Origin of the sequence: Pseudomonas syringae group sp. J248-6 (assembly GCF_032586995.1) — a bacterium.
Taxonomy (GTDB): Bacteria; Pseudomonadota; Gammaproteobacteria; order Pseudomonadales; family Pseudomonadaceae; genus Aquipseudomonas; species Aquipseudomonas amygdali.
In genome coordinates, this window is the sequence record NZ_JAWHOP010000002.1 from 216,649 (window position 1) to 238,780 (window position 22,132).

The window sequence follows — 22,132 nt, forward strand, 5'->3', positions numbered from 1 at the left end:
CCTATTTCACGCGAATGCGCGGGTCGAGCAATGCGTTGAGCACGTCGGCCAGCAGGGTGAGGACGATGTAGATCACCGCGATCAACAGCACGACCGCCTGCACCACCGGAAAGTCGTCGCGGGCAATCGCATCCCAGGCCAGTTGGCCGATGCCTTGCAGCGAGAAGACCGTTTCAATGACCACCGAGCCGCCAAGCATGAAACCGAACTCCACGGCGGCGAGCGCCACCACCGGGATCAACGCGTTGCGCAACGCATGCTTGAACAGCACGGTGGCGGGGCGCAGGCCCTTGGCACGCGCGGTGCGGATGTAATCGGAATTGAGCACGTCGAGCATGCCGGCGCGGGTCAGGCGCATGATCGCCGGTGTGGCGTAATAACCCAGCGCGATGGCGGGCATGACGAAGTGCGCCCAAGTCGAGTTGCCCGATACCGGCAGCCATTTCAGGGTGACCGAGAACACCACGATCAGCATCAGTGCGAACCAGAAACTCGGCATCGCCTGACCCAGTACCGCGATGCTCAGCGCCAGGCGATCAATCCATGTGTCGCGCTTCACGGCGGCCAGCACGCCCAACGGAATGGCAATCAGCAGCGCAATGCTCAGGGCTATTGCCCCCAGCCCGAGGGTGATCGACAGGCGCGAGGCGATCAGGTTGTAGACCGATTCCTGAAAGAAGAACGAGTCACCCAGATCCAGGCGTACCACGTCGGCCAACCATTCGAAATACTGCGTAACCAATGGTTTGTTGAGGCCGTATTGCACACGGATCTGTTCGATCTGCTCGCTGCTGGCTTCCGGCCCGCCGATGGCGGTGGCCAGGTCGCCGGACAGGTGCAGCAGGGAAAAGCTGATCACCGACACGGTGATCGCTACGCACAGGGCAATGCCCAGGCGGCGCAAGAGAAATCCGAACATGGCAAGTGACCTTGTGTTCAGGGAATGACGGGCTGGCTGCCGATGCTGCAAGGCGCATCACGCACCTCACAGCCGGTCTCGCCAATTGACTTCACCAACGGCCTATTTCCAGCTCGACAGCACGAAGCGCGGCAGCTCGTCCGGATACGGCTTGAAGTTCAGGTCCGAGACGTAGGCGTAGTTCATCGAGTAGTTGAACAGCGGCGCCCAGTAGGCCTGCTCGCTGATGCGCTGCAACGCCTTGCGGTAATTGTCCTTGCGCACCTGCGGGTCCAGTGCATTGTCGGCGGTCTGCAGCCAGCCCTGGACTTGCGGGTCCTTGATGTTGTCGTCCGGGTTGCCCTTGAACCAGGTGCCGGCCGAGGCCGAGGTATCGAGAATCGAGAACGAACCCCAGGCCTGAAAAGACATTGGCACCTTGCCGCCACGCTGCTGGTCACGCAGGGCTGCGTACTTGAGGTAGCGCAGCTTGGCGTTGATGCCGACTGCACGCAGGTTGCCGATGATGGCTTCAACGTAGTCGCGGTCGCGGTAGGCGAATATTTCGGTTTCAAAGCCGTTCGGGTAACCCGCTTCGGCAAGCAGCGCCTTGGCCTTGGCCGGGTCATAGTTGTAGACCGTGGCTGCCGTGGTGTCGCAACCGAACTGACCGGGGTAGCAGGCGACCTGCAATGGTTTGCTTTCGCCACCGACCAGTTGCGAGGCCAGACCGTCACGGTTGATCGCATAGTTGATTGCCTGGCGTACTTTCAGGTGCTTCATTGGCGAGTCGGCGCTGGAGGTGCCGCGCGCATCCAGAATCAGAAAGCCGATACGCATGGTCGCGCCGCTGGTGACCACCAGGTTGGGCATGGCTTTGAGGTTTTCGGCCTGATCCGGCGCTACGCGCCAGGTCCAGTCGATGCCACCGGTCATCAGCTCGGCCAGACGTGTTTCAGCATCGGCAATCACGCGAAAATTGATGTGAGCGATCTTCGGCTGGCCCTGTGGGCTGCCCTGAAAGTAATCCGGGTTCTTGTCCATCTTCACGCCTTCACCGGTAGCAATGGCCGTCACCTTGTAAGGCCCCGTGCCAATTGGTTTACGGCTGAAGCCTGCCATCCCGACCTCTTCGAAATACTTTTTCGGGAACATCGGCACAGCGTTGGAAAGGTATTCCAGCGCAGGCGGGAAAGGCTTTTTCAGGTGCAGGCGCACGCTGTAGTCACTCAGTTTTTCGGCACTCTTGATCCAGTCGACGTTTTGTACGGTGACCACCTTGGATTCGGGCGATACCACGTAATTGAGGGTGAATACCACGTCATCTGCGGTAAACGGATCGCCGTTGTGAAACTTCACGCCCTCGCGCAGCTGGAAATCGATGGTGGTGTCGTCGACCTGCTTCCAGCTGGTGGCGAGCATCGGTTGGTACTCGCCGTTGTCGGGGTTGCGATAGACCAGGTTGTCCCAGATCAGGCGACCGAGAATCACGCCCTCGCGCAGGTCGTTGTGATAGGGGCTGATGTTCTCCGGTTCGCTGTCGGAGGCGTAGACCAGTGTGTCGTCGGCCTTGCCAGCCAAGGCGGAAAAACTGCTGAACAGGCTCAATAGCGCGATGCTGCGAGCGAAACCCTTGATTCCCATGCCGTCGTCTCCAATAGGCAAAGTGGATGTATCAAAGGGCAGTGGGGTCGCAAATGCGAGAAGAGGGGAGAAGCGAGGCTGCAGTGTTCTTTTGATTGGGTTGTTTTGATGTTGCGCCTCGACATGACTCTAGGCAAAGCGTATCAATGCCACAAGCACAATATTTCGAACCTTTCATTGCCGAAAAGGCAACGCAGGAGCCGCAATGCAACTCTACGGCGTACAGTCCACTGCGTTGCGCTACTTCCTCGAAGTGGCGCGTTGCGGGTCAATCAGCGAGGCGTCGATCCGGCTGAATGTCGCGTCCTCGGCAGTCAGTCGGCAGATCAGCAAGCTGGAGCGCGAGCTGGATGCCGTGCTGTTCGAGCGCCAGGCACGCGGCATGATGCTCAGCGAGGCGGGTATCCGTCTGGCAGCCTATGCGCGCAAATCACAACTGGAAGCCGAGCAGGTGGTGCTGGAAATCACCGAGCTGCAAGGCTTGCAGCGTGGGCATGTGCGAATTGCCTGCTCGGAGGGCTTTGCCCTGGATTTCCTGCCACGGTGCATTGCGCGGTTCCGGCGGCTGTATCAGGGCATCCATTTCTCGATGGAAGTCTGCGCGCCGGCCCAGGCCACAGAGCGGGTGCGCTCCGGGGATGCGGACCTGTGTCTGACCTTCAGCCTGACACCGCAGAACGAAATCAAGGTCGAGCACATTCACAGCGGCGCGATCTGCGCGGTGGTCAGTCATAACCATCCGCTGGCCTCACGCACAGAAGTCTCGCTGGCCGAGCTGCAACCCTATGCCATCGCCCTGACCAATACCGATACGACCTTGCGCCAGTTGTTCGACATCTGCTGCGGGGTGCAGGGCCTGCTGTTCGATCCGGTGCTGACCAGCAATTACATTGGCGCGCTGTTGCGGTTCGTGCGTGAGGAGGGCGGTATCAGCCTGTCCAGCGAGATGACGCTGGACAAGCGCGCCCACGAAAAACAGCTCAAGTCGCTGCCGATCAGCGACGAAGGCATGAAGGCGCGCCGTATCGAACTGCAAAGCATGGCCGGGCGCAACTTGCCCGCAGCGGTTGCGGCCTTCAGGGATTTTCTGATCGAGGAACTGGCAAAGACCTGACACGCAGATGGCGTCGGCGGTGCGCGGTAACGGGCTGGGAGCGTTTGGTTGATGAAGTTCGTAAGCATGATGTTATAGTATAACGAATTTACGGCTGCACGCTGTATAGCCGTGAACCGCCAACATCAGGCCTCGCCCTTAGGCGAGGTTTGCCAAAGAGACGACTGACGCACATGAACAACCCCCTCCCAGACGTTGCCCTGACGGAAGTTTCCTCGGCCCTGGTTTCACTTGACTGGGTCGGCATGCAGGGCGTCGAAGTGCCTGTCAGGCTGGCCGAAGCGGGCGTCCGGCACCCGGTCCATGCGCATGTCGATCTGCAAGTCGATCTGGCCGATCCGAGTGTCAAGGGTATCCATATGTCGCGGCTCTACCGGCTCCTCGACAGGTTTGCCGAGCACCAGATACTGAGCCCCGATACGTTGTCTGCGCTGATGGAAGCCATGGTTGAAAGCCACCTGGACTGCCATTCCAGCCGCGCCCGGCTCACCCTGAGCTTCAATCTGCTGTGCCGTCGCCCGGCGTTGATTACCGAAGGGCTCAGCGGCTGGAAATCCTACCCGGTGAAGCTTGACGCCACTTGGCACGCTGGCCGTTTGTGCCTCGACGTTTCAGCCGACATCACTTATTCGTCTACTTGCCCGTGCTCGGCTGCACTGTCTCGACAATTGCTGGAAGGCGCTTTTACGGCACGCTTTGGCAGGCAGTCGTTTGTCGACCCGATGCAGGTTGCGACCTGGCTGCGCGAGAACGCCTCGTTCGCCACGCCGCACAGCCAGCGCAGCGTGGCTACCGTTCAGGTGCGGGTGGCCGAGCAGGCGACCGAACTGGGCCTGATGACGCTGATCGACGCGGTCGAGCAGGCGTTGGGCACCCCGGTGCAAACCGCCGTCAAACGTGCCGACGAGCAGGCATTCGCCCGGCTCAACGGCCAGAACCTGATGTACGTCGAAGACGCCGCACGCAAGGTCCAGCAAGCGCTGGAAGGCCGCTATGCAGCCTCCAGCGTCAGTGTGCGTCACTTCGAAAGCCTGCATCCGCACGATGCGGCCGCCCAGACTTCCAACTACCTGTCCTGAGGCTTCATACCGTGATCCGTAAAAATCCTTCCGGCCATCTGCCGGTCATCGCCGAATCCGCCTACATCGATAAAACCGCGATCATCTGCGGCAAGGTGATCATCAAGGACAACGTGTTTGTCGGCCCTTATGCCGTGATCCGCGCCGACGAAGTCGACGCTACAGGGGACATGGAGCCGATTGTCATCGGTGCCAATTCCAATATTCAGGATGGCGTGGTGATTCACTCCAAATCGGGTGCTGCGGTGACCATCGGCGAGTTCACCTCGATTGCCCACCGCTCCATCGTGCACGGACCTTGCATGGTCGGAGATCGCGTGTTCATCGGCTTCAACAGCGTGCTGTTCAACTGTCAGGTCGGCAACGGCAGTGTGGTCAGACACAACTCGGTGGTCGACGGTCGCGATTTGCCGGAGAATTTTTACGTGCCGTCCACCACCCGGATCGGGCCTAATACTGATCTTTCGCAATTCCCGCCGGTGAGCATTTCGGCCTCGGAATTTTCCGAAGACGTGGCGCACACCAACATTGACCTGGTGCGCGGCTACAAGGCACTTCAGAACGAGTTCTGACACAGAACACAATCGACTCATTGCACTTCCGGCTACGGATCTGGATTTTTCATGACAGCAGTTGTTCAACCAACCCGCGCGCCAGCATCACGGCTGCGCTCTATTGATGCTCTGCGCGGGCTGATCATTCTCTTCATGCTGCTGGACCACGTGCGGGAAACCTTCTTCCTGCACCGCCAGGTCCTCGACCCGATGGAGGTCGCAAGCACCGAACCCGCCCTATTTTTCAGCCGCACACTGGCGCATTTATGTGCGCCGCTGTTCGTTCTGCTGACCGGGCTTTCGGCGTACCTGTATGGCGAGAAATATCAGGGCAAGACTGACGTGTCGGCGTTTCTGCTCAAGCGCGGGCTGTTCCTGATTGCCCTGGAGTTCACCTTGGTGAGCTTCGCCTGGACCTTCCAGTTCCCGCCGACCATCATCTACCTGCAAGTGATCTGGGCCATCGGCCTGAGCATGCTTGCGCTGTCGCTGATGGTGTATCTGCCGCGCTGGGCGCTGGTGGTCATTGGCGTGGTGATCATTGCCGGGCATAACCTGCTGGACTCACTGCACTTCGGCGTCGAGTCGGCCATGCACATCCCGTGGGCGATTCTGCATGATCGGGGCTGGATCGAAGTGTCCGATAACCTGCGTTTCCGTACCTCTTACCCGTTATTGCCGTGGATCGGCATTATCGCGCTGGGCTACGCCGCAGGCCCCTGGTTTGCCGGCAGCTACGATGCTGCGAAACGACGTGCAAACCTGTGGATGTGGGGTGGGGGAGCGCTGTCGGGCTTTGTGGTCCTGCGCATGATCAACGGCTACGGTGAAAAACCGTGGAGCGTTGGCGAGACCGGTGTGCAAACGGTCATGAGCTTCTTCAACATCACCAAATACCCACCGTCGTTGCTGTTCATCAGTCTGACGCTGGGGATCGGTCTGCTGATTCTCATCGCCTTCGAACGCAGTCAGGAAAAAAGCTGGTTGCGGCCATTGGTAGTGCTCGGCTCGGCACCGATGTTTTTCTACCTGCTGCACTTGTACGTCCTGAAGATTCTGTACCTGATTGCCGTAGCGATCTGGGGAACCAATCAGGGCAAGTACTTCGGTTTCGACCACATGTGGGGCGTCTGGCTGACCTCGGTGGTACTGGCGGTGCTGCTGTTTCCAGCGGTGCGCTGGTTCGCTGCGCTGAAGGCGCGTCGTCGCGATATCAGCTGGTTGAAATACCTGTAACCACCGTAGGCACGGCGCGCCAGCAGGCGCGCCGCTGCCGGTCTGGCCTCAATCGCCCTGCGCACCATAGTTCATGATCGACAGTAGCTTGATCGGCACCTGCACCAGTTGCTCGGGTCCGTGGGGAATGTCGCCGTCGAAGGTCAGGCTGTCACCGGCCTGCATCGGATACAGCTGATTGCCGTGGCGGTAGATCAGTTCACCTTCGAGCAGGTGGAGAAACTCGGTGCCGGGGTGTGAGAAGGTCGGAAACTCCTCGCTGGCATCGTCCATCGTCACCATGTACGCCTCGAAACTCTTCTTCGGCCCACGGGTATGGTTGAGCAAGTGATAGGTGTGGCCTTTCTCGGTGCCGCGCCTCACCACCTCAAGCCCTTCATCGGCTTTCACCAGCAGTGCACTGCTGCCTTGCTGATCGTACTGGCTGAACAGCTTGGACATGGGCATGCCCAGCACGTCGCAAAGACGGCTGAGATTGTCGAGGCTGGTCGACACCTGTGCATTCTCGATCTTGCTCAGCATGCCTTGGCTGATACCGGCAATGCGCGCTACGTCGGCAAGCTTCAGCTCTTGAGCCTGGCGCTGGCGTTTGATCTGAATACCCAGGTACTGCTCAAGCTTCAATTTGGGATGCGGTTCGGTCGGCATATTCATCGGCTGCGCACAGTTTCCGTTCAATAATTTTTATTTCGCACTGGGAATGTGCATTTCGCCGCTGTCATCGCGTGCTTCAGTTGCAGATTATTCCCGGAGGGAAAACGAGTTTCCCATAGAAACAGCTGAATTGCCCCTTCCACGTCTCTTCGATTTGCTGGCATACCAAACTGGCAAGCGCTTTGCATTCCTAAAGGGAAAGTAACTTTCCTGTTCAGAATATATTCTCGGCAGGTAGTGAAACAACGCTCCTTCCCTGAAACGTTTTGCCATGCCAGGAGACACGTCCCATGTTGCCACCCGAAACACAGCGCCTGATCGAACAGCACGGCATCAAGTACGTGCTGGCTCAGTTCGTGGATATTCATGGTTCGGCCAAGACCAAGTCGGTTCCTGTGACGGGCCTGGAAATGGTTGCAGAGGACGGTGCCGGGTTCGCCGGTTTCGCTATCTGCGGCATGGGCATGGAACCCCACGGCCCGGACTTCATGGCCAGGGGCGACCTGTCGTCGCTGACCCCGGTGCCTTGGCAGCCGGGGTATGGGCGGGTGGTGTGCATCGGTCATGTGGATGGCAAGCCGTGGCCCTATGACAGCCGTTATGTGTTGCAGCAGCAGGTCGAACGCCTCAGCCAGCGTGGCTGGACCCTCAATACCGGGCTGGAGCCCGAGTTCAGCCTGTTCAAGCGCGATGCTGCGGGCAGCCTGCAAATGGTCGATGCCAGCGATAACCTCGACAAGCCTTGCTATGACTACAAGGGGCTGTCGCGTTCGCGTGAGTTTCTCGAGCGCTTGACCGAGGCGCTACAGCCGGTGGGCTTCGACATCTATCAGATCGATCATGAAGATGCCAACGGCCAGTTCGAGATCAATTACACCTACAGCGAGGCCATGGAATCGGCGGACCGCTTCACTTTCTTCCGCATGGCCGCCGGGGAGATCGCCAACGACATGGGCATGATCTGCTCGTTCATGCCCAAACCTGATCCCAAGCGTGCCGGCAATGGCATGCACTTTCACCTGTCGATCGCCAGTGCCAGCAGCAAGAACCTGTTCCACGACGCCAGCGACCCCAGCGGCATGGGCCTGTCGAAAATGGCCTATCACTTTGCGGCTGGCCTGCTGGCTCACGGCCCCGCGCTGTGTGCCTTCGCGGCACCCACGGTCAACTCCTACAAACGCCTGGTGGTCGGCAATTCGCTGTCGGGGGCCACCTGGGCCCCGGCCTTCATTGCCTTCGGCGCCAACAACCGTTCGGCGATGGTGCGCGTGCCCTATGGCCGTCTGGAGTTTCGCCTGCCGGACGCCGGTTGCAACCCGTATCTGGTCAGCGCCGCGATCATCGCCGCAGGGCTGGACGGCATCGACCGGCAACTGGAAATCGATCACGTCTGCAACGAGAACCTTTACACATTGAGCCTGGAAGAAATCGCCGCACGGGGCATCAAGACCCTGCCGCAGTCACTCAAGGAAGCCTGCGATGCACTCGAAGCCGACCCCTTGTTCGCCGAGGTGCTGGGCAACGAGATCGTTGGTGAGTTCATCCGCCTCAAACGCATGGAATGGGTGGAGTACAGCCGCCACGTGAGCGACTGGGAAGTGAAGCGTTATATAGAGTTTTTTTAGTGGAGCAGCTGCAAGTTTCAAGCTTCAAGCGGCAAGCAGAAGCTGGATTGCGGCGTATTTGATTTCTCTGTCTATGCGGTTGGTTTCTAGCTTGCAGCTTGTAGCTAAAAGCTTGCCGCTCCCGAACAAGGTGAGGCTTATGTGCGGAATCGTTGGTTTGTATCTGAAAAACCCGGCGCTGGAGTCGCAACTCGGCAAGTTGTTCGAGCCGATGCTCGAAGCCATGACCGACCGTGGACCGGACAGTGCCGGGTTCGCTATCTATGGCGATGAAGTGGCGCAGGGCTGGGTCAAGCTGACCTTGCAGGCCACCACCGAACAGCATGATTTCACGGCGCTGATCGCGGCACTGCAAAGCAGGCTGGATGCACCACTGGAATGGTTTCAGAACGCCAGCGCCGTGGTATTGAAGATTCAGGCCGAAGAAGCCCCAGTGCGTGCCGCGCTGGCGGAGCTGGCGCCCACCGTGCGCATCATGAGCGCCGGGCAGAGTATCGAGATCCTCAAGGGCATGGGGTTGCCGAGGGAGATTTCCGAGCGCTTCGGTCTGGCGTCCATGAAGGGCAGCCACATCATCGGCCACACGCGCATGGCCACTGAAAGTGCGGTGACCATGGAAGGCAGTCATCCGTTTTCCACGGGTTCGGACCTGTGTCTGGTGCACAACGGCTCGCTGTCCAATCACTTTCGCCTGCGCCAGAACCTGCGCCGTGAAGGCATTCACTTCGAGACCGACAACGACACCGAGGTGGCCGCCGGTTATCTGGCCTGGCGCCTGCAACAGGGCGACAGCCTCAAGCAGGCGCTCGACAAATCGCTGGAGGACCTCGATGGCTTTTTTACCTTCGCCATCGGCACGCGCAACGGTTTTGCGGTGATTCGCGATCCGATTGCCTGCAAACCGGCCATTCTCGCCGAAACCGACGATTACGTCGCCATGGCCTCGGAATATCAGGCGCTGTCCAGCCTGCCGGGGATCGAAAACGCCAGGGTCTGGGAACCGGTCCCGGCGACCATGTACATCTGGGAACGCGAGCCAGCCGAGGGAGCACGCTCATGAAAACCGTCGATCTTTCCAGCGCCACCGTGCGTGATCTCAATCAGGCCCTGCACGACCAGGTCAAGGCATTGCAGGACCGCGAATGGCTGGTGACGCATCCCGATGGCGCGCATAACCTGGCGGTCGGCGTCAACGAGGCCATCTCCATCGATATTCAGGGCCATGCCGGCTATTACTGCGCGGGCATGAACCAGAAAGCCTCAATTACCGTGCACGGCAATGTCGGTGTTGGCTGCGCCGAGAACATGATGTCCGGCGCAGTCCGAGTCAAGGGCAGCGCTTCGCAGGCCGCAGGTGCCACAGCGCACGGCGGTTTGCTGGTGATTGAAGGCGATGCCGGGGCACGCTGTGGCATTTCCATGAAAGGCATCGACATTGTGGTCGGCGGCAGCATTGGCCACATGAGCTGCTTCATGGGCCAGGCCGGTCGGCTGGTGGTCTGCGGCGATGCAGGCGATGCGCTGGGCGACTCGTTGTACGAAACGCGGATCTACGTCAAAGGCAAGGTCGAGTCGCTGGGCTCTGACTGCATCGCCAAGGAGATGCGCGAAGAGCATCTGCAGGAGTTGCAGGAGTTGCTCAATCGCGCGGGCTTCAACGAGAAGGCCGCGGATTTCAAGCGCTACGGCTCGGCCCGTCAGCTTTACAACTTCAAAGTCGATAACGCCTCCGCGTACTGATTCAGGAGCACTACCATGAGCGACCCTATCAGCCACAAACCTGCTCCAGTCCTGCGCGAGTCGGCCACCTTCGATCGCCTGACCATTCAGGAAATCCAGCGTGCTGCGGAAACCGGCATCTACGATATTCGCGGCGGCGGCACCAAACGCAAACTGCCGCACTTCGACGACCTGCTGCTGCTAGGCGCCAGCGTCTCGCGCTACCCGCTGGAAGGCTATCGCGAGAAGTGCGGCACCGACGTGGTGCTGGGTAATCGGTTCGCCAAAAAGCCGCTGTACCTGAAAATTCCGGTGACTATTGCAGGCATGAGCTTCGGCGCATTGTCGGCCAACGCCAAGGAAGCACTGGGTCGCGGCGCAACCATCGCGGGGACCAGCACCACCACCGGCGACGGCGGCATGACCCCGGAAGAGCGTGGCCAGTCGCAGCATCTGGTCTACCAGTACCTGCCATCGCGTTACGGCATGAACCCCGACGATCTGCGCAAGGCCGATGCCATCGAAATCGTCCTGGGGCAGGGCGCCAAACCCGGTGGCGGCGGCATGTTGCTGGGCATGAAAGTCACCGAGCGCGTGGCCGGCATGCGCACTTTGCCGGTCGGCGTCGATCAGCGTTCTGCGTGCCGTCACCCGGACTGGACCGGCCCCGACGATCTGGCGATCAAGATTGCCGAGATTCGCGAGATCACCGACTGGGAAAAACCGATCTACGTCAAGATCGGTGCCAGCCGTCCTTACTATGACGTGAAACTCGCCGTGAAAGCCGGCGCCGACGTGATCGTACTCGACGGCATGCAGGGCGGTACGGCGGCGACTCAGGAAGTGTTCATCGAACACGTCGGCATTCCGATTCTGCCTGCCATCCCGCAGGCGGTTCAGGCATTGCAGGAAATGGGCATGCACCGCAAGGTGCAATTGATCGTTTCCGGCGGCATCCGCAACGGCGCCGACGTGGCCAAGGCCATGGCGCTGGGCGCTGATGCTGTGGCAATTGGTACAGCCGCGTTGATTGCCCTGGGCGATAACCATCCGCGGCTCGACGAAGAACTGAAAAAGATCGGCTCGGCAGCGGGTTACTACGACGACTGGCAGAACGGCCGCGACCCGGCGGGCATCACCACGCAGGACCCGGAACTGTCCAAACGTCTCGACCCGGTCGAAGGCGGGCGGCGTCTGGCCAACTACCTGCGCGTGCTCGTCCTCGAAGCCCAGACCATGGCCCGTGCGTGCGGTAAATCACACCTGCACAACCTCGACCCGGAAGACCTGGTGGCGCTGACCGTCGAATCAGCCGCCATGGCCCGAGTGCCCTTGGCCGGGACGTCGTGGATTCCGGGTTCTGGTTCTGGTTACTGATTCGATAACGTGCTTATCGACCGCGATGGCACCGGCTGACGCCATAACGTGCTTATCGACCGCGATGGCACCGACTGACGCCATAACGTGCTTTTCGAACGCGATGGCACCGACTGACGCCATAACGTGCTTTTCGATCACGATGGCACAGACGACGCAGAGTGCGACGTTAGTGACGGCTGAGTCCTGGCGCTGATCCGGGGGTAGCCTGGCAGGACGCCAGGCTAGCCGCACCGGACCATGGATGGTCCGTTGCGGCGACCCCCGGATCAGTGACAGGGCGAAGGAACCCGACGAAGTCGGGCCGGAAACAGGAGCGAGGGGGTTTGGTTACTTTGGCCCGTCAAAGTAACTCGCCGAGGGGCGAAAAGGTGACCTGAGTCGAACCTCAATGCATCTGAAGTCGCAGAACCGCTGTGTGACGCAGAGCGTCACGAACTGCATTACCACGCGGAGCGTGGGAACGAGAACCTTGGTGGTTTAAGCCCCGCTTTCGGGCTCATCGGACTTATATATAACGCCATTCGCGCAACGAGAGCTTGCCCCCAAAGAGGCCGAAGAGCCTCGCCTGTCTCGATGACCTTCCTTGCTGCCAGACACTTTCCATTCATTTGCGGGAGCTTTGAACATGGTCAATCGTCTACACGGCAAATCCCTTACAGCTTTACTCGCACTAGGCGCCTTTGCTCCGATTGCGCAGGCAACTGACGCCCCCGTACTGAACACCGGCAGCACGGCATGGATGATCACCGCAGCCGTGCTGGTGCTGTTCATGTGCCTTCCGGGGCTGGCACTGTTTTACGGCGGGCTGGTGCGGGCCAAGAACATGTTGTCGCTGTTCACCCAGTGCTTCGGCATTGCCGGAGTGGTCGGCGTACTGTGGTTCATCTACGGCTACAGCATGGTGGTGGATACCAGCAACATGGTCGAAGGGCAGGTGAGCTTCAACAGCTTTGTCGGCGGACTGAGCCGCGCGTTTCTGGCCGGCATGACTCCCGACAGCCTGGTCGGTGACATTCCGGAAGGCGTGTTTGTGACCTTCCAGATGACCTTCGCCATTATCACGCCTGCGCTGATTGCCGGAGCCTTTGCCGAACGCATGAAATTCTCGGCCGCGCTGCTGTTCATGGCGCTGTGGTTCACCCTGGTGTATGCGCCGGTGGCGCATATGGTCTGGGGCGGGGCAGGTGCACTGATGCACAACTGGGGCGTGCTGGACTTTGCCGGTGGCACCGCCGTGCACATCAATGCCGGTGTCGCGGCACTGGCGGCGTGTCTGGTGCTGGGCAAACGCAAGGGCTATCAGAATACCCCGATGCCTGCACACAACCTGAGCCTGACCATGGCTGGCGCGGCGATGCTTTGGGTCGGCTGGTTTGGTTTCAATATCGGCTCCGGTGGCGGCCTGAACGGCACCTCAGGCATCGTCATGCTCAACACGCAGGTGGGTGCCTGCGCCGGAATACTCGGCTGGATGTTCACCGAGTGGTTCAAGGTCGGCAAACCCAGCGCGCTGGGCCTGGCAAGCGGCGCGTTGGCGGGTCTGGTCGGCATCACCCCGGCGTGTGCCTACGTCGGAGTCGGCGGAGCACTGGCGATTGGCGTGCTGTGCGGGGTGTTCTGCTACCTGAGCGTGACCGTCCTGAAGAAACGCCTGGGTTACGACGACAGCCTCGACGTGTTCGGCCTGCACGGCATCGGCGGCATGATCGGTGCCGTGCTCACCGGCGTGTTCTGCGTGCCGGCAATGGGCGGGCTGGTGCCGGACGTGACCATGGGAGCCCAGGTGATTGCCCAGATCAAAGGCGTGTTGTTCACCACGGTATATTGCTTCGCAGTCAGCTGGATCATCCTTAAGGCCGTGCAGGCACTGATCGGCCTGCGTGCTCATGAATCAGTGGAGGAAATGGGTTTGGATCTGGCCGAGCATAATGAACGGGCTTATAACCATTGAAAGGGCTGTCGTGCCAATGTCATGTCTTGCCCGTAATCACTGCGCATAAAAACCGCCGTATGACGCAGAGCGTCACGAACTGCATTCCCACGCGGAGCATGGGAACGATCAATATTGTGGTCTGAGCAGCATTTTCAGTGCTCCTCAGACCATCTCAACACTCAACGAAACACCGGCACCACGTGCTTGATGAACAGCTCAAGTGATTTTTTCTTCTCGGCGTGCGGCAGACTGTTGTCGCACCAGAAGCTGAACTCGTCGACCCCCAGCTCCTGGTAATGACGGATGCGCGGGATGATCTCTTCCGGCGTGCCGATCATGGTGTTCTTGCGGATATTCTCCAGCTCGAACTCCGGACGCTCCTTGAATTTCTCTTCCGGGCTGGGCGCCAGAAAACCATTCACCGGCGTCTGCTTGTTGCCGAACCAGGCGTCGAAGGTGCGGTAGAACTTCGCGATGGCGGCAGCACCGGTTTTCCAGCCTTCAGGGTTGTCCGCAGCATGCACATGCGTGTGGCGCAACACCATCAGTTGTGGCCGAGGTACGTCAGGGTTATTGGCCAGCGCTGCTTCGAACTTGTTCTTCAGGTCGACGACTTCTTCGTCGCCCTTCATCAATGGTGTGACCATCACATTGCAGCCGTTCTGCACGGCGAAGTTATGCGAATCAGGATCGCGCGCAGCGATCCACATGGGTGGCGTGTTGATCGGCTTGGGCACGGAGGTCGAAGTCGGGAATTTCCAGATATCGCCGTCGTGGGCGTAGTCACCCTGCCACAGCGCACGCACCACCGGCACCATTTCGCGCAGCGCCTTGCCGCCTTCGGAGGCCGGCATGCCGCCCGCCATGCGGTCGAACTCCACTTGATAGGCGCCGCGTGCCAGGCCGACTTCCATGCGTCCGTTGCTGATCACATCCAGCAGCGCGCATTCTCCCGCCACCCGCAACGGATGCCAGAACGGCGCAATGATGGTGCCCGCGCCCAGATGAATGCGCGTGGTTCTGGCGGCCAGATACGCCAGCAGCGGCATCGGGCTCGGCGAGATGGTGTATTCCATCGCGTGGTGTTCGCCGATCCATACGGTGCTGAAACCGCCTTGCTCGGCCATCAGCGTCAGCTCGGTCAGGTCTTCGAAAAGCTGGCGATGACTGACACTTTCATCCCAGCGTTCCATGTGCACGAACAACGAAAACTTCATGACACTTACCTCGCTTAAATCCTGACGCCTGCACGGGCGTGGTGAGTTATTTCTGTCTGATGGTATACCGTAATACTTTACGTGCAAGCGTTTTTTGCGTCCGACGTGTTGGCTGAATGGCGCGGCAGCCGAAATGAAAAAGCGCCTCATGAGAGGCGCTTTCGGGCGTGGTGAATTCAGCCGGGGAGGTGCTTGATCAGGGCGAGATCAGCTGCAGGCTTCGGACTCGATATAGTCGGCTGTGGAGTCACGTATCACCGGTCCCATGCCGCTGATGGCCTGAGCCTGTTCCATGATCTCCAGGGTAGAGCCGGTGCCCACCAGGTTCACTGTGTGATTGGCGCAGTTGTAGACGCGCTTGGAGTAGATCACGCCCAGCAGACCTTCACGTCGAGTAACGACGACGCGCGCTTGGGCGCTGCCGCTTTTCTCCACCAGCGCGTGCTGCCCGGTCGGGTCATGGGGGACGTTTATGGTTTTGGCTTCGGCATGCGCCGACAGTGCGGGGATCATCAAGACCAGTAAAAAGGCATGCAGTTTCATCGGTGCTCCTGCGGATGAATACGGTTTCATTGGATCCAAAATTACCCTAGCCATTTGATTCTGGATAGCTGCGCGGTCAGCCTTCCGTCGGTTTGTTTCTGCGCAATTAAACGCTGCGTGAGTGAGTAACCCGGCCAGGTACTGTTGCTCTGGCAACAGCGTTTCGACAGCCTGCCGAAGTGCAAACAGTTGACGCTACTCTCCAGGCGCTGCAACCCTTTGATCTATAGTCATTTAACTGTCTGGCACGGTTGCTGCTCTGTGCTTCTGCAAGCCCGTTCGATTAATGCGCTCGGGAAGCCTGCAGTCAGAGGAGTGCCGATATGAGCCAATCTTCCATAAAATTTGCGTACTGGGTTCCGAACGTCAGCGGTGGGCTGGTCGTCAGCAAGATCGAACAGCGCACCAGCTGGACCATCGACTACAACCGCAAGCTGGCGCAGATCGCCGAGCAATCCGGTTTCGAATATGCGCTGACGCAAATTCGCTTCACCGCCGGTTACGGTGCGGAATTCCAGCATGAGTCCGTAGCGTTCAGCCATGCCCTGTTGGCGGCCACCGAAAAGCTCAAAGTCATTGCAGCAATATTGCCAGGACCGTGGACGCCCTCTGTGGCGGCCAAACAACTGGCAACCATTGATCAGCTCACCGCCGGGCGCGTGGCGGTCATTATTGTCAGCGGCTGGTTCAAGGGCGAGTTTCAGGCCATTGGTGAACCCTGGCTGGAGCACGACGAGCGCTATCGCCGTTCCGAAGAGTTCATTCGGGCCCTCAAGGGTATCTGGACCACCGACAATTTTACCTTCAAGGGCGACTTCTATCGCTTCCACGATTACACCCTCAAACCCAAGCCGATCCAGCGTCCTCATCCCGAGATCTTTCAGGGCGGCAGTTCACGTGCTGCGCGTGATATGGCGGCCCGGGTGTCAGACTGGTATTTCACCAATGGCAATACCGTCGAAGGCATCAAGGCCCAGGTCGATGACATTCGAGCCAAGGCTGCCGCGAACGGCCATTCGGTGAAAATCGGCGTCAATGCCTTCATCATTGCCCGGGACACCGAAGAAGAAGCGCGAGCGGTGCTGGCCGAAATTGTCGACAAGGCAGACCCGGAAGCCGTCAATGCGTTTGGTGATGCTGCGAAACAGGCCGGCAAGGCCAGCCCGGAAGGCGAGGGCAACTGGGCCAAATCCACCTTTCAGGATCTTGTGCAGTACAACGATGGCTTCAAGACCAATTTGATCGGCACGCCGCGTCAGATTGCCGAGCGCATCGTCGAGCTCAAGTCCGTTGGTGTCGATCTGGTACTTTCCGCATTTCTGCATTTCCAGGAAGAAGTCGCCTATTTCGGCGAGCACGTGCTGCCTTTAGTGCGCGAGCTGGAAGCTGCGGCACTGCGCAAACCTGTCGCCGAAACAGCATGAAGCCCGGCAAATACGTGCGTCCTGCCTTGCCCCTGTAAGCGAGCTTCGCTTCCAGCCCCTTCAGAAAACAGCCCTCCAGAAAATCAGGCACCACTGTGATCCAGTGCGTGCCTGTCTGCGTATGTTGAACCCCGATCAACCAATAGACCGCTGTACGTGGCATTATGATGCCACTCTCTGGCATGCTTCATTAATGCCAGGCCTTCAGGTACGGCCGAACGCTTGCCGACAATGGCAGTTGATAGCGAAAGGATTGTCGATGGCCCCTGAGCAATCAGGTCCGGTTTTCAGAAAAACCAGATGCACTGGTTCTCACCTGTTGTGGAGGCAAGTTTTGAAACGCGACCTTCGGCTTGCGTCATGGCTGATCTTCGTAGTGTGCGCCTGCGTGGTGATGTTGATGGCCTGGCAAGCATGGACCGCGCGCCGTAACACGCTGGAGAACATCCAGACCAGCACGATTAATCTGGCTGGGGCGCTGAGCACTTACACGGACGGCATTTTCAAACAAAGCGAGCTGATGCTGATCGGCCTGACGGAGCGTGTCGAAAGAGACGGTGCCGGGCCCGAGCAGATCGAGCGTCTCAGATGGGTCATTGCCCGTGAGATGGGCGCGTTGCCGCAAATCGGTACGGTTTCGCTGTACAACGCTGACGGTATTTGCACCTTTTCAACCAATCCCAAGGCGATTGGCGTCAACAGCACCCAGCGCGAGTTCTTTCAGCACCACCTGCAGACGCCTGACAAAGCACCTTACATCGGCCCGACGATTCGCAGTCGCGCCTCCGGCGAATGGGTCATATCGGTCAGCAGGCGCATCAACCACCCTGATTCGAGTTTTGCCGGGCTGATGGTCGTGACCATTGGTGTCGATCATCTGTTGAAGTTCTATTCGGATATTCAGGTCGGCAAAACCGGCATCATCAGCCTGACGTCGACGGCCGGGCAGTTGCGTGTGCGCTATCCGCACCTGGAAGCGGAAATAGGTCGTGACCTCTCATCGACGCCGATCTTTACTTCTGAGCGCAATCGACCCTCTGGCACCACTCAGTTTGTCTCCAGAATCGACGGCGTTGCGCGCTTTTATGCGTTCAAGCGCAGCGCCGTGTACCCGATTGTCACTGTCGTCGCGCTGGGCCAGAAAGAGGCCATGCTCGACTGGCTGGGCCAGACCAAACAGTCGATTCTGGTCATGCTGGTGCTGCTCGGGCTGGTGGTCGGCCTTGGCATCCGTCTGATAGGGCACATTCACAGCCGTATACGTGCGGAAGATCAGTTACTCGATTCTCAGGCAGCCCTCATCCAGTTGAATCAGCACCTGGAGTTCATAGCTTCGGAAGACAAGCTCACCGGGCTGGCCAATCGCAGAAGATTCGATCAGTTTCTGGAGGTTGAATTCAAGCGTGCCAGACGCGAGCGCAGCCTGCTCTCACTGATTCTGATCGATGCCGATCATTTCAAGCGCTACAACGATCATTACGGCCATCTGGCTGGTGACGAGTGCCTGGTGGCAATGGCCCGTGTGGTCGAACAATGCATCCGCCGCCCCGGTGATGTTGCTGCTCGTTATGGCGGTGAAGAGATCGCGGTGGTGCTGCCCGGCACTGACGAGTCGAGTGCTCGTCAGGTGGCCGAGAACATCCTGCAGGCTATCCGCGACGAGCAGATCGAGCATCCCGCCAGCCCGTTTGGCATCGTGACGGTCAGCCTCGGCGTTGCCACCTTCGTCGGCACGGATCGACAACTCGACCAGCGCAGCCTGATCGAACTTGCCGACCGTGCGCTGTATGCCGCCAAGTCACAAGGTCGCAACCGGGTGAATGTGGCGTCGGAAATCGCTACCAGCACACTGCCGGCCTGGACCCGCGTCAAGGCATCGGCGGACTCGCAAACCGGCAGCGGGCCAACGGCGGAGTGACGGGATTGAAGCCCGCCAGCCCGCTGACCACTCGTCGTTTATGGTTTCTCGGGTAGCTGTGCATCGCCACCAACCTGCTGTACGTGCGGCTTGCGGCGCAACACTGACAGGACCCAGACAAAAAATATCGGCACCAGAATCACGCCCAGCAGTGTAGCGCTGAGCATGCCGCCTATGACGCCGGTGCCGATCGCGCGCTGGCTCGCTGCGCCTGCGCCGGTCGCCAGCGTGAGCGGCACGACGCCAAGGATGAAGGCCAGCGATGTCATGACAATCGGCCGAAAGCGCAGTCGCGCAGCCTGAAGTGCCGCGTCACGTAGCGAATGGCCCTGATCCCACAGCTCCTTGGCGAACTCGACGATGAGAATCGCGTTTTTCGCTGCCAGCCCGATGATGGTGATCAACCCGACCTTGAAGTACACATCGTTGGGCATGCCGACCGCAGTCACTGCCAGCACGGAGCCCAGCGCACCGACGGGTACGATCAGCATCACCACCAGCGGAATCGCCCAGCTTTCATATAGCGCAACCAACAGCAGGAACACCACCAGCAGCGCCAGGCCGAACAGGCCGGCTGCCTGGCCGCTGGCGACTCGTTCCTGATAGGAGAGGCCGGTCCATTCATAGCCGATGCCTTGCGGCAGTTCGGAAACGATCCGCTCGATTTCCGCCATCGCCTCACCGGTACTGACCCCCGGTGCTGCATCGCCGGAAATCCTGAACGCGGGGTAGCCGTTGTAGCGGGCGATCTGCACCGGGCCTTGTTCCCAGTGCGTCGAAACGAACGCGCCCAGCGGCACCAGCGTGCCGCTGCTGTTGGGCACGTAGAGCTTGAGCACGCTTTCCGGGGTCATTCGCGAACTTTGTTCTGCCTGCACGACGACACGTTGCTGACGCCCGGCATTGGCGAAGTCGCTGATCACCGAGGAGCCGAATGCAGTGGACAACGCGTTGCTGATCGACTCGAAACTGACGCCAAGCGCACGGGCTTTTTCGCGGTCGATATTCAGGCGCAATTGCGGCGCTTCGGCCAGACCTTCCATCATCGCGTAGAGAATCTTCGGGTTGCCGTTGGCTTCGCCGAGCAGCTTGTCGCGTGCCGCCAGCAGGGCTTCGCGGCCCAGGCCTGCACGGTCCTGCAGGCGCAGCGAGAAGCCGCCCGAGGTGCCCAGGCCGTCAATGGGCGGAGGCGTCACCGCCATCACCGTACCGTCGGCGAGCCCGGCAAAATGCTGGTTGAACGCCGCCGCTTCTTCAGCTGCCGACTGGCCCTTGCCGCGCTCCGACCAGTCCTTCAGGGTCGGGAACGCAAGACCGGCGTTTTCACCCATGCCCGAGAAGCTGAAGCCCAGCAGCATGGTCACCGCGCCGGTTGCCTCGCGTGACAGCATGTAGTTTTCCAGCAGTTGCGCGGTGGCGTCGGTACGCGCCCGGGTCGCGCCGGGCGGCAGTTGCACGTCGATGATCAGGTAACCCTGATCTTCCACGGGCACAAAAGACTCCGGCAGACGCAGGTAGAAAAAGCCCAGCAGACCGACGATACCGACGTACAACAGCATGTAGCGGCCAGCGCGTTTGATCATGCTGGAACTGGCCCGCTCGTAACGGTCGGTGAATTTACCGAACAGCCGATTGAAGCCGCCGAAGAACCCACGCTTCTCACTGTGCCCGGCAGGAATCGGCTTGAGCAACGTGGCACACAGTGCCGGGGTAAAGGTCAGGGCCAGGAAACCCGAGAACAGAATCGACACGGCCAGCGACAGCGAGAACTGCTGGTAGATGACCCCGACCGAGCCACCCATGAACGCCAATGGCAGAAACACGGCGGCCAGTACCAGCGTGATACCGAAAATCGCGCCGGAGACCTGCTGCATTGCCTTGACCGTTGCGGCTGCCGGAGAAAGGCCTTCTTCGGCCATGATCCGCTCGACGTTTTCCACCACCACAATGGCGTCGTCGACCAGAATACCGATGGCCAGCACCATGCCGAACATGGTCATCATGTTCACCGAGAAGCCCATCAGGTACATGATCGCCAGGGTCCCGGCCAGACACACCGGCACCACAATGGTCGGGATCAGCGTGTAGCGAATGTTCTGCAGAAACAGGAACATCACCAGGAACACCAGCACCATGGCCTCGATCAGGGTGTAGATCACCTTGTCGATGGCCACGTCGACGAAGCGTGAGGTGTCGTACGGTATCGAAAACTCGACGCCTTCCGGGAAATTGACCGACAGCTCGGTGAGGCGCTGATTGACTGCCCGGGCGGTCTGGATCGCATTGGCACCTGGCGACAGTTGCACGGCACCGGCCACTGCACGTTGCCCGTTCAGGCGCGATTCAAAACTGTAATCCTGACTGCCGATGGCCACGCGTGCCACATCGGACAAATGCACCGTGGAGCCGTCTTCGTTGGCACGCAATACGATGCGGCCGAACTCCTCCGGGTTGTCCAGCGTGCCCTTGACCGCCAGTGTCGCGGTCAATTCCTGCAGTGATGAGCCCGGGCTGCTGCCGAAGCTGCCTGCGGGAACCTGCACGTTCTGCGCACGAATGGCCGCGTTCACGTCATCGATGGAGAGCCCGAAACCAACCAGCTTCTGCGGATCGATCCAGACCCGCATTGCGGCTTCGGCGGCGAAAAACTGTAACCGGCCGACGCCGTTCACCCGGCTGATTTCATTATTGACGTTGCGGGCCGCGTAGTCGGCCAGCGCGACCGTATCCTTGGTGGCCGAGCCGTCCTTGTAGTTCAGGGTAAAGATCAACAGGAAGCCGGAGCTGGCCTGTTCGACTTGCAGGCCCTGGCTGAGCACCGTCTGCGGCAGACGCGCTTCGGCTTTCTTGATACGGTTCTGGACTTCAACCTGTGCCAGGTCCGGGTTGGTGCCCGGTACGAATGTCACATTGATTTCAGCGCTGCCGGTCGAGTTGCTGGTCGACTCGTAATACAGCATGCCCTTGGCACCGTTCAGCTCTTCCTCGATGACGCTGGTCACCGAATCGACCAGCACTTTCGCGGATGCGCCGGGGTAAGTAGCGGTAATGGTGATCTGCGGCGGTGCCACATCAGGGTACTGCGCCACTGGCAAGGCGGGCAGGGCCATCAGGCCTGCCAGCAGAATGAACAGGGCCAGCACCCAGGCAAAGTTGGGTCGCTTGATAAAGAACAGAGACATGAACGGTGATCC

Annotated in this window: 17 protein-coding genes; 11 read left to right on the plus strand and 6 right to left on the minus strand. The window is 59.7% G+C overall.

Annotated elements, in window-relative coordinates; translation table 11 throughout:
* Nucleotide 1: 1 nt before the first annotated feature.
* Both RYC17_RS03090 and RYC17_RS03095 read right to left on the minus strand, forming a co-directional pair.
* Nucleotides 2-919 (minus strand): ABC transporter permease, encoded by a 918-nt coding sequence (locus tag RYC17_RS03090; RefSeq protein ID WP_316902524.1) that lies wholly within the window; start codon nt 917-919, stop codon nt 2-4.
* Between the two features lie 102 nt (nt 920-1,021).
* Complete coding sequence (locus RYC17_RS03095) at nt 1,022-2,542, minus strand: ABC transporter substrate-binding protein (RefSeq protein WP_054070851.1); 1,521 nt, start codon at nt 2,540-2,542, stop codon at nt 1,022-1,024.
* Nucleotides 2,543-2,747: 205 nt separating this feature from the next.
* Here RYC17_RS03095 and RYC17_RS03100 point away from each other — a divergent pair, with 205 nt between their 5' ends.
* From RYC17_RS03100 to RYC17_RS03115, 4 genes are all read left to right on the plus strand, one after another.
* Nucleotides 2,748-3,656, plus strand: coding sequence for a LysR substrate-binding domain-containing protein (locus RYC17_RS03100; RefSeq protein ID WP_316887105.1), 909 nt, complete (start codon nt 2,748-2,750; stop codon nt 3,654-3,656).
* 173 nt (nt 3,657-3,829) lie between these two features.
* Complete coding sequence (folE2, locus tag RYC17_RS03105; RefSeq protein ID WP_316887104.1) at nt 3,830-4,735, plus strand: GTP cyclohydrolase FolE2; 906 nt, start codon at nt 3,830-3,832, stop codon at nt 4,733-4,735.
* Between the two features lie 11 nt (nt 4,736-4,746).
* Complete coding sequence (locus RYC17_RS03110; protein WP_005733507.1) at nt 4,747-5,307, plus strand: carbonate dehydratase; 561 nt, start codon at nt 4,747-4,749, stop codon at nt 5,305-5,307.
* Nucleotides 5,308-5,358: 51 nt separating this feature from the next.
* On the plus strand, nt 5,359-6,525 hold the full coding sequence (locus RYC17_RS03115; RefSeq protein WP_122258612.1) for a DUF1624 domain-containing protein: 1,167 nt from the start codon (nt 5,359-5,361) through the stop codon (nt 6,523-6,525).
* Between the two features lie 48 nt (nt 6,526-6,573).
* Here RYC17_RS03115 and RYC17_RS03120 read toward each other — a convergent pair whose 3' ends face one another.
* A complete protein-coding gene (locus RYC17_RS03120; RefSeq protein ID WP_004665568.1) occupies nt 6,574-7,179 on the minus strand; it encodes a helix-turn-helix domain-containing protein in 606 nt (201 codons plus the stop codon).
* 290 nt (nt 7,180-7,469) lie between these two features.
* Between RYC17_RS03120 and glnT the strand changes: the two genes are divergently transcribed.
* The 5 genes from glnT (at nt 7,470) to RYC17_RS03145 (ending at nt 13,854) form a co-directional block, all read left to right on the plus strand.
* Nucleotides 7,470-8,804 carry a type III glutamate--ammonia ligase gene (glnT, locus tag RYC17_RS03125; protein ID WP_002553848.1) on the plus strand — a complete coding sequence of 445 codons (1,335 nt, stop codon included), beginning with the start codon at nt 7,470-7,472 and terminating at the stop codon, nt 8,802-8,804.
* A gap of 139 nt (nt 8,805-8,943) precedes the next feature.
* A complete protein-coding gene (locus tag RYC17_RS03130) occupies nt 8,944-9,864 on the plus strand; it encodes a class II glutamine amidotransferase (RefSeq protein WP_058400283.1) in 921 nt (306 codons plus the stop codon).
* A complete protein-coding gene (locus tag RYC17_RS03135) occupies nt 9,861-10,544 on the plus strand; it encodes a protein glxC (protein WP_058400284.1) in 684 nt (227 codons plus the stop codon). The genes RYC17_RS03130 and RYC17_RS03135 overlap by 4 nt, the downstream gene beginning before the upstream one ends.
* Before the next feature lie 15 nt (nt 10,545-10,559).
* A complete protein-coding gene (locus RYC17_RS03140; RefSeq protein WP_003423978.1) occupies nt 10,560-11,900 on the plus strand; it encodes an FMN-binding glutamate synthase family protein in 1,341 nt (446 codons plus the stop codon).
* A 628-nt stretch (nt 11,901-12,528) separates the two neighbouring features.
* Entirely contained in the window at nt 12,529-13,854 is a 1,326-nt protein-coding gene (locus RYC17_RS03145) for an ammonium transporter (RefSeq protein ID WP_316902525.1), read from the plus strand.
* A 161-nt stretch (nt 13,855-14,015) separates the two neighbouring features.
* Here the strand turns inward: RYC17_RS03145 and RYC17_RS03150 are convergent, their stop codons facing one another.
* Nucleotides 14,016-15,053, minus strand: coding sequence for an LLM class flavin-dependent oxidoreductase (locus RYC17_RS03150; protein ID WP_004660551.1), 1,038 nt, complete (start codon nt 15,051-15,053; stop codon nt 14,016-14,018).
* Nucleotides 15,054-15,260: 207 nt separating this feature from the next.
* Nucleotides 15,261-15,596, minus strand: coding sequence for a hypothetical protein (locus tag RYC17_RS03155; protein ID WP_058401113.1), 336 nt, complete (start codon nt 15,594-15,596; stop codon nt 15,261-15,263).
* Nucleotides 15,597-15,919: 323 nt separating this feature from the next.
* On the opposite strand from RYC17_RS03155, the gene sfnG reads away from it, so the two are divergent.
* Nucleotides 15,920-17,020, plus strand: coding sequence for a dimethylsulfone monooxygenase SfnG (gene sfnG, locus RYC17_RS03160; RefSeq protein ID WP_316902526.1), 1,101 nt, complete (start codon nt 15,920-15,922; stop codon nt 17,018-17,020).
* Nucleotides 17,021-17,354: 334 nt separating this feature from the next.
* On the plus strand, nt 17,355-18,938 hold the full coding sequence (locus RYC17_RS03165) for a sensor domain-containing diguanylate cyclase (protein ID WP_058401114.1): 1,584 nt from the start codon (nt 17,355-17,357) through the stop codon (nt 18,936-18,938).
* A 38-nt stretch (nt 18,939-18,976) separates the two neighbouring features.
* Here RYC17_RS03165 and RYC17_RS03170 read toward each other — a convergent pair whose 3' ends face one another.
* Complete coding sequence (locus RYC17_RS03170) at nt 18,977-22,120, minus strand: efflux RND transporter permease subunit (protein WP_122258607.1); 3,144 nt, start codon at nt 22,118-22,120, stop codon at nt 18,977-18,979.
* Nucleotides 22,121-22,132 lie beyond the last annotated feature (12 nt).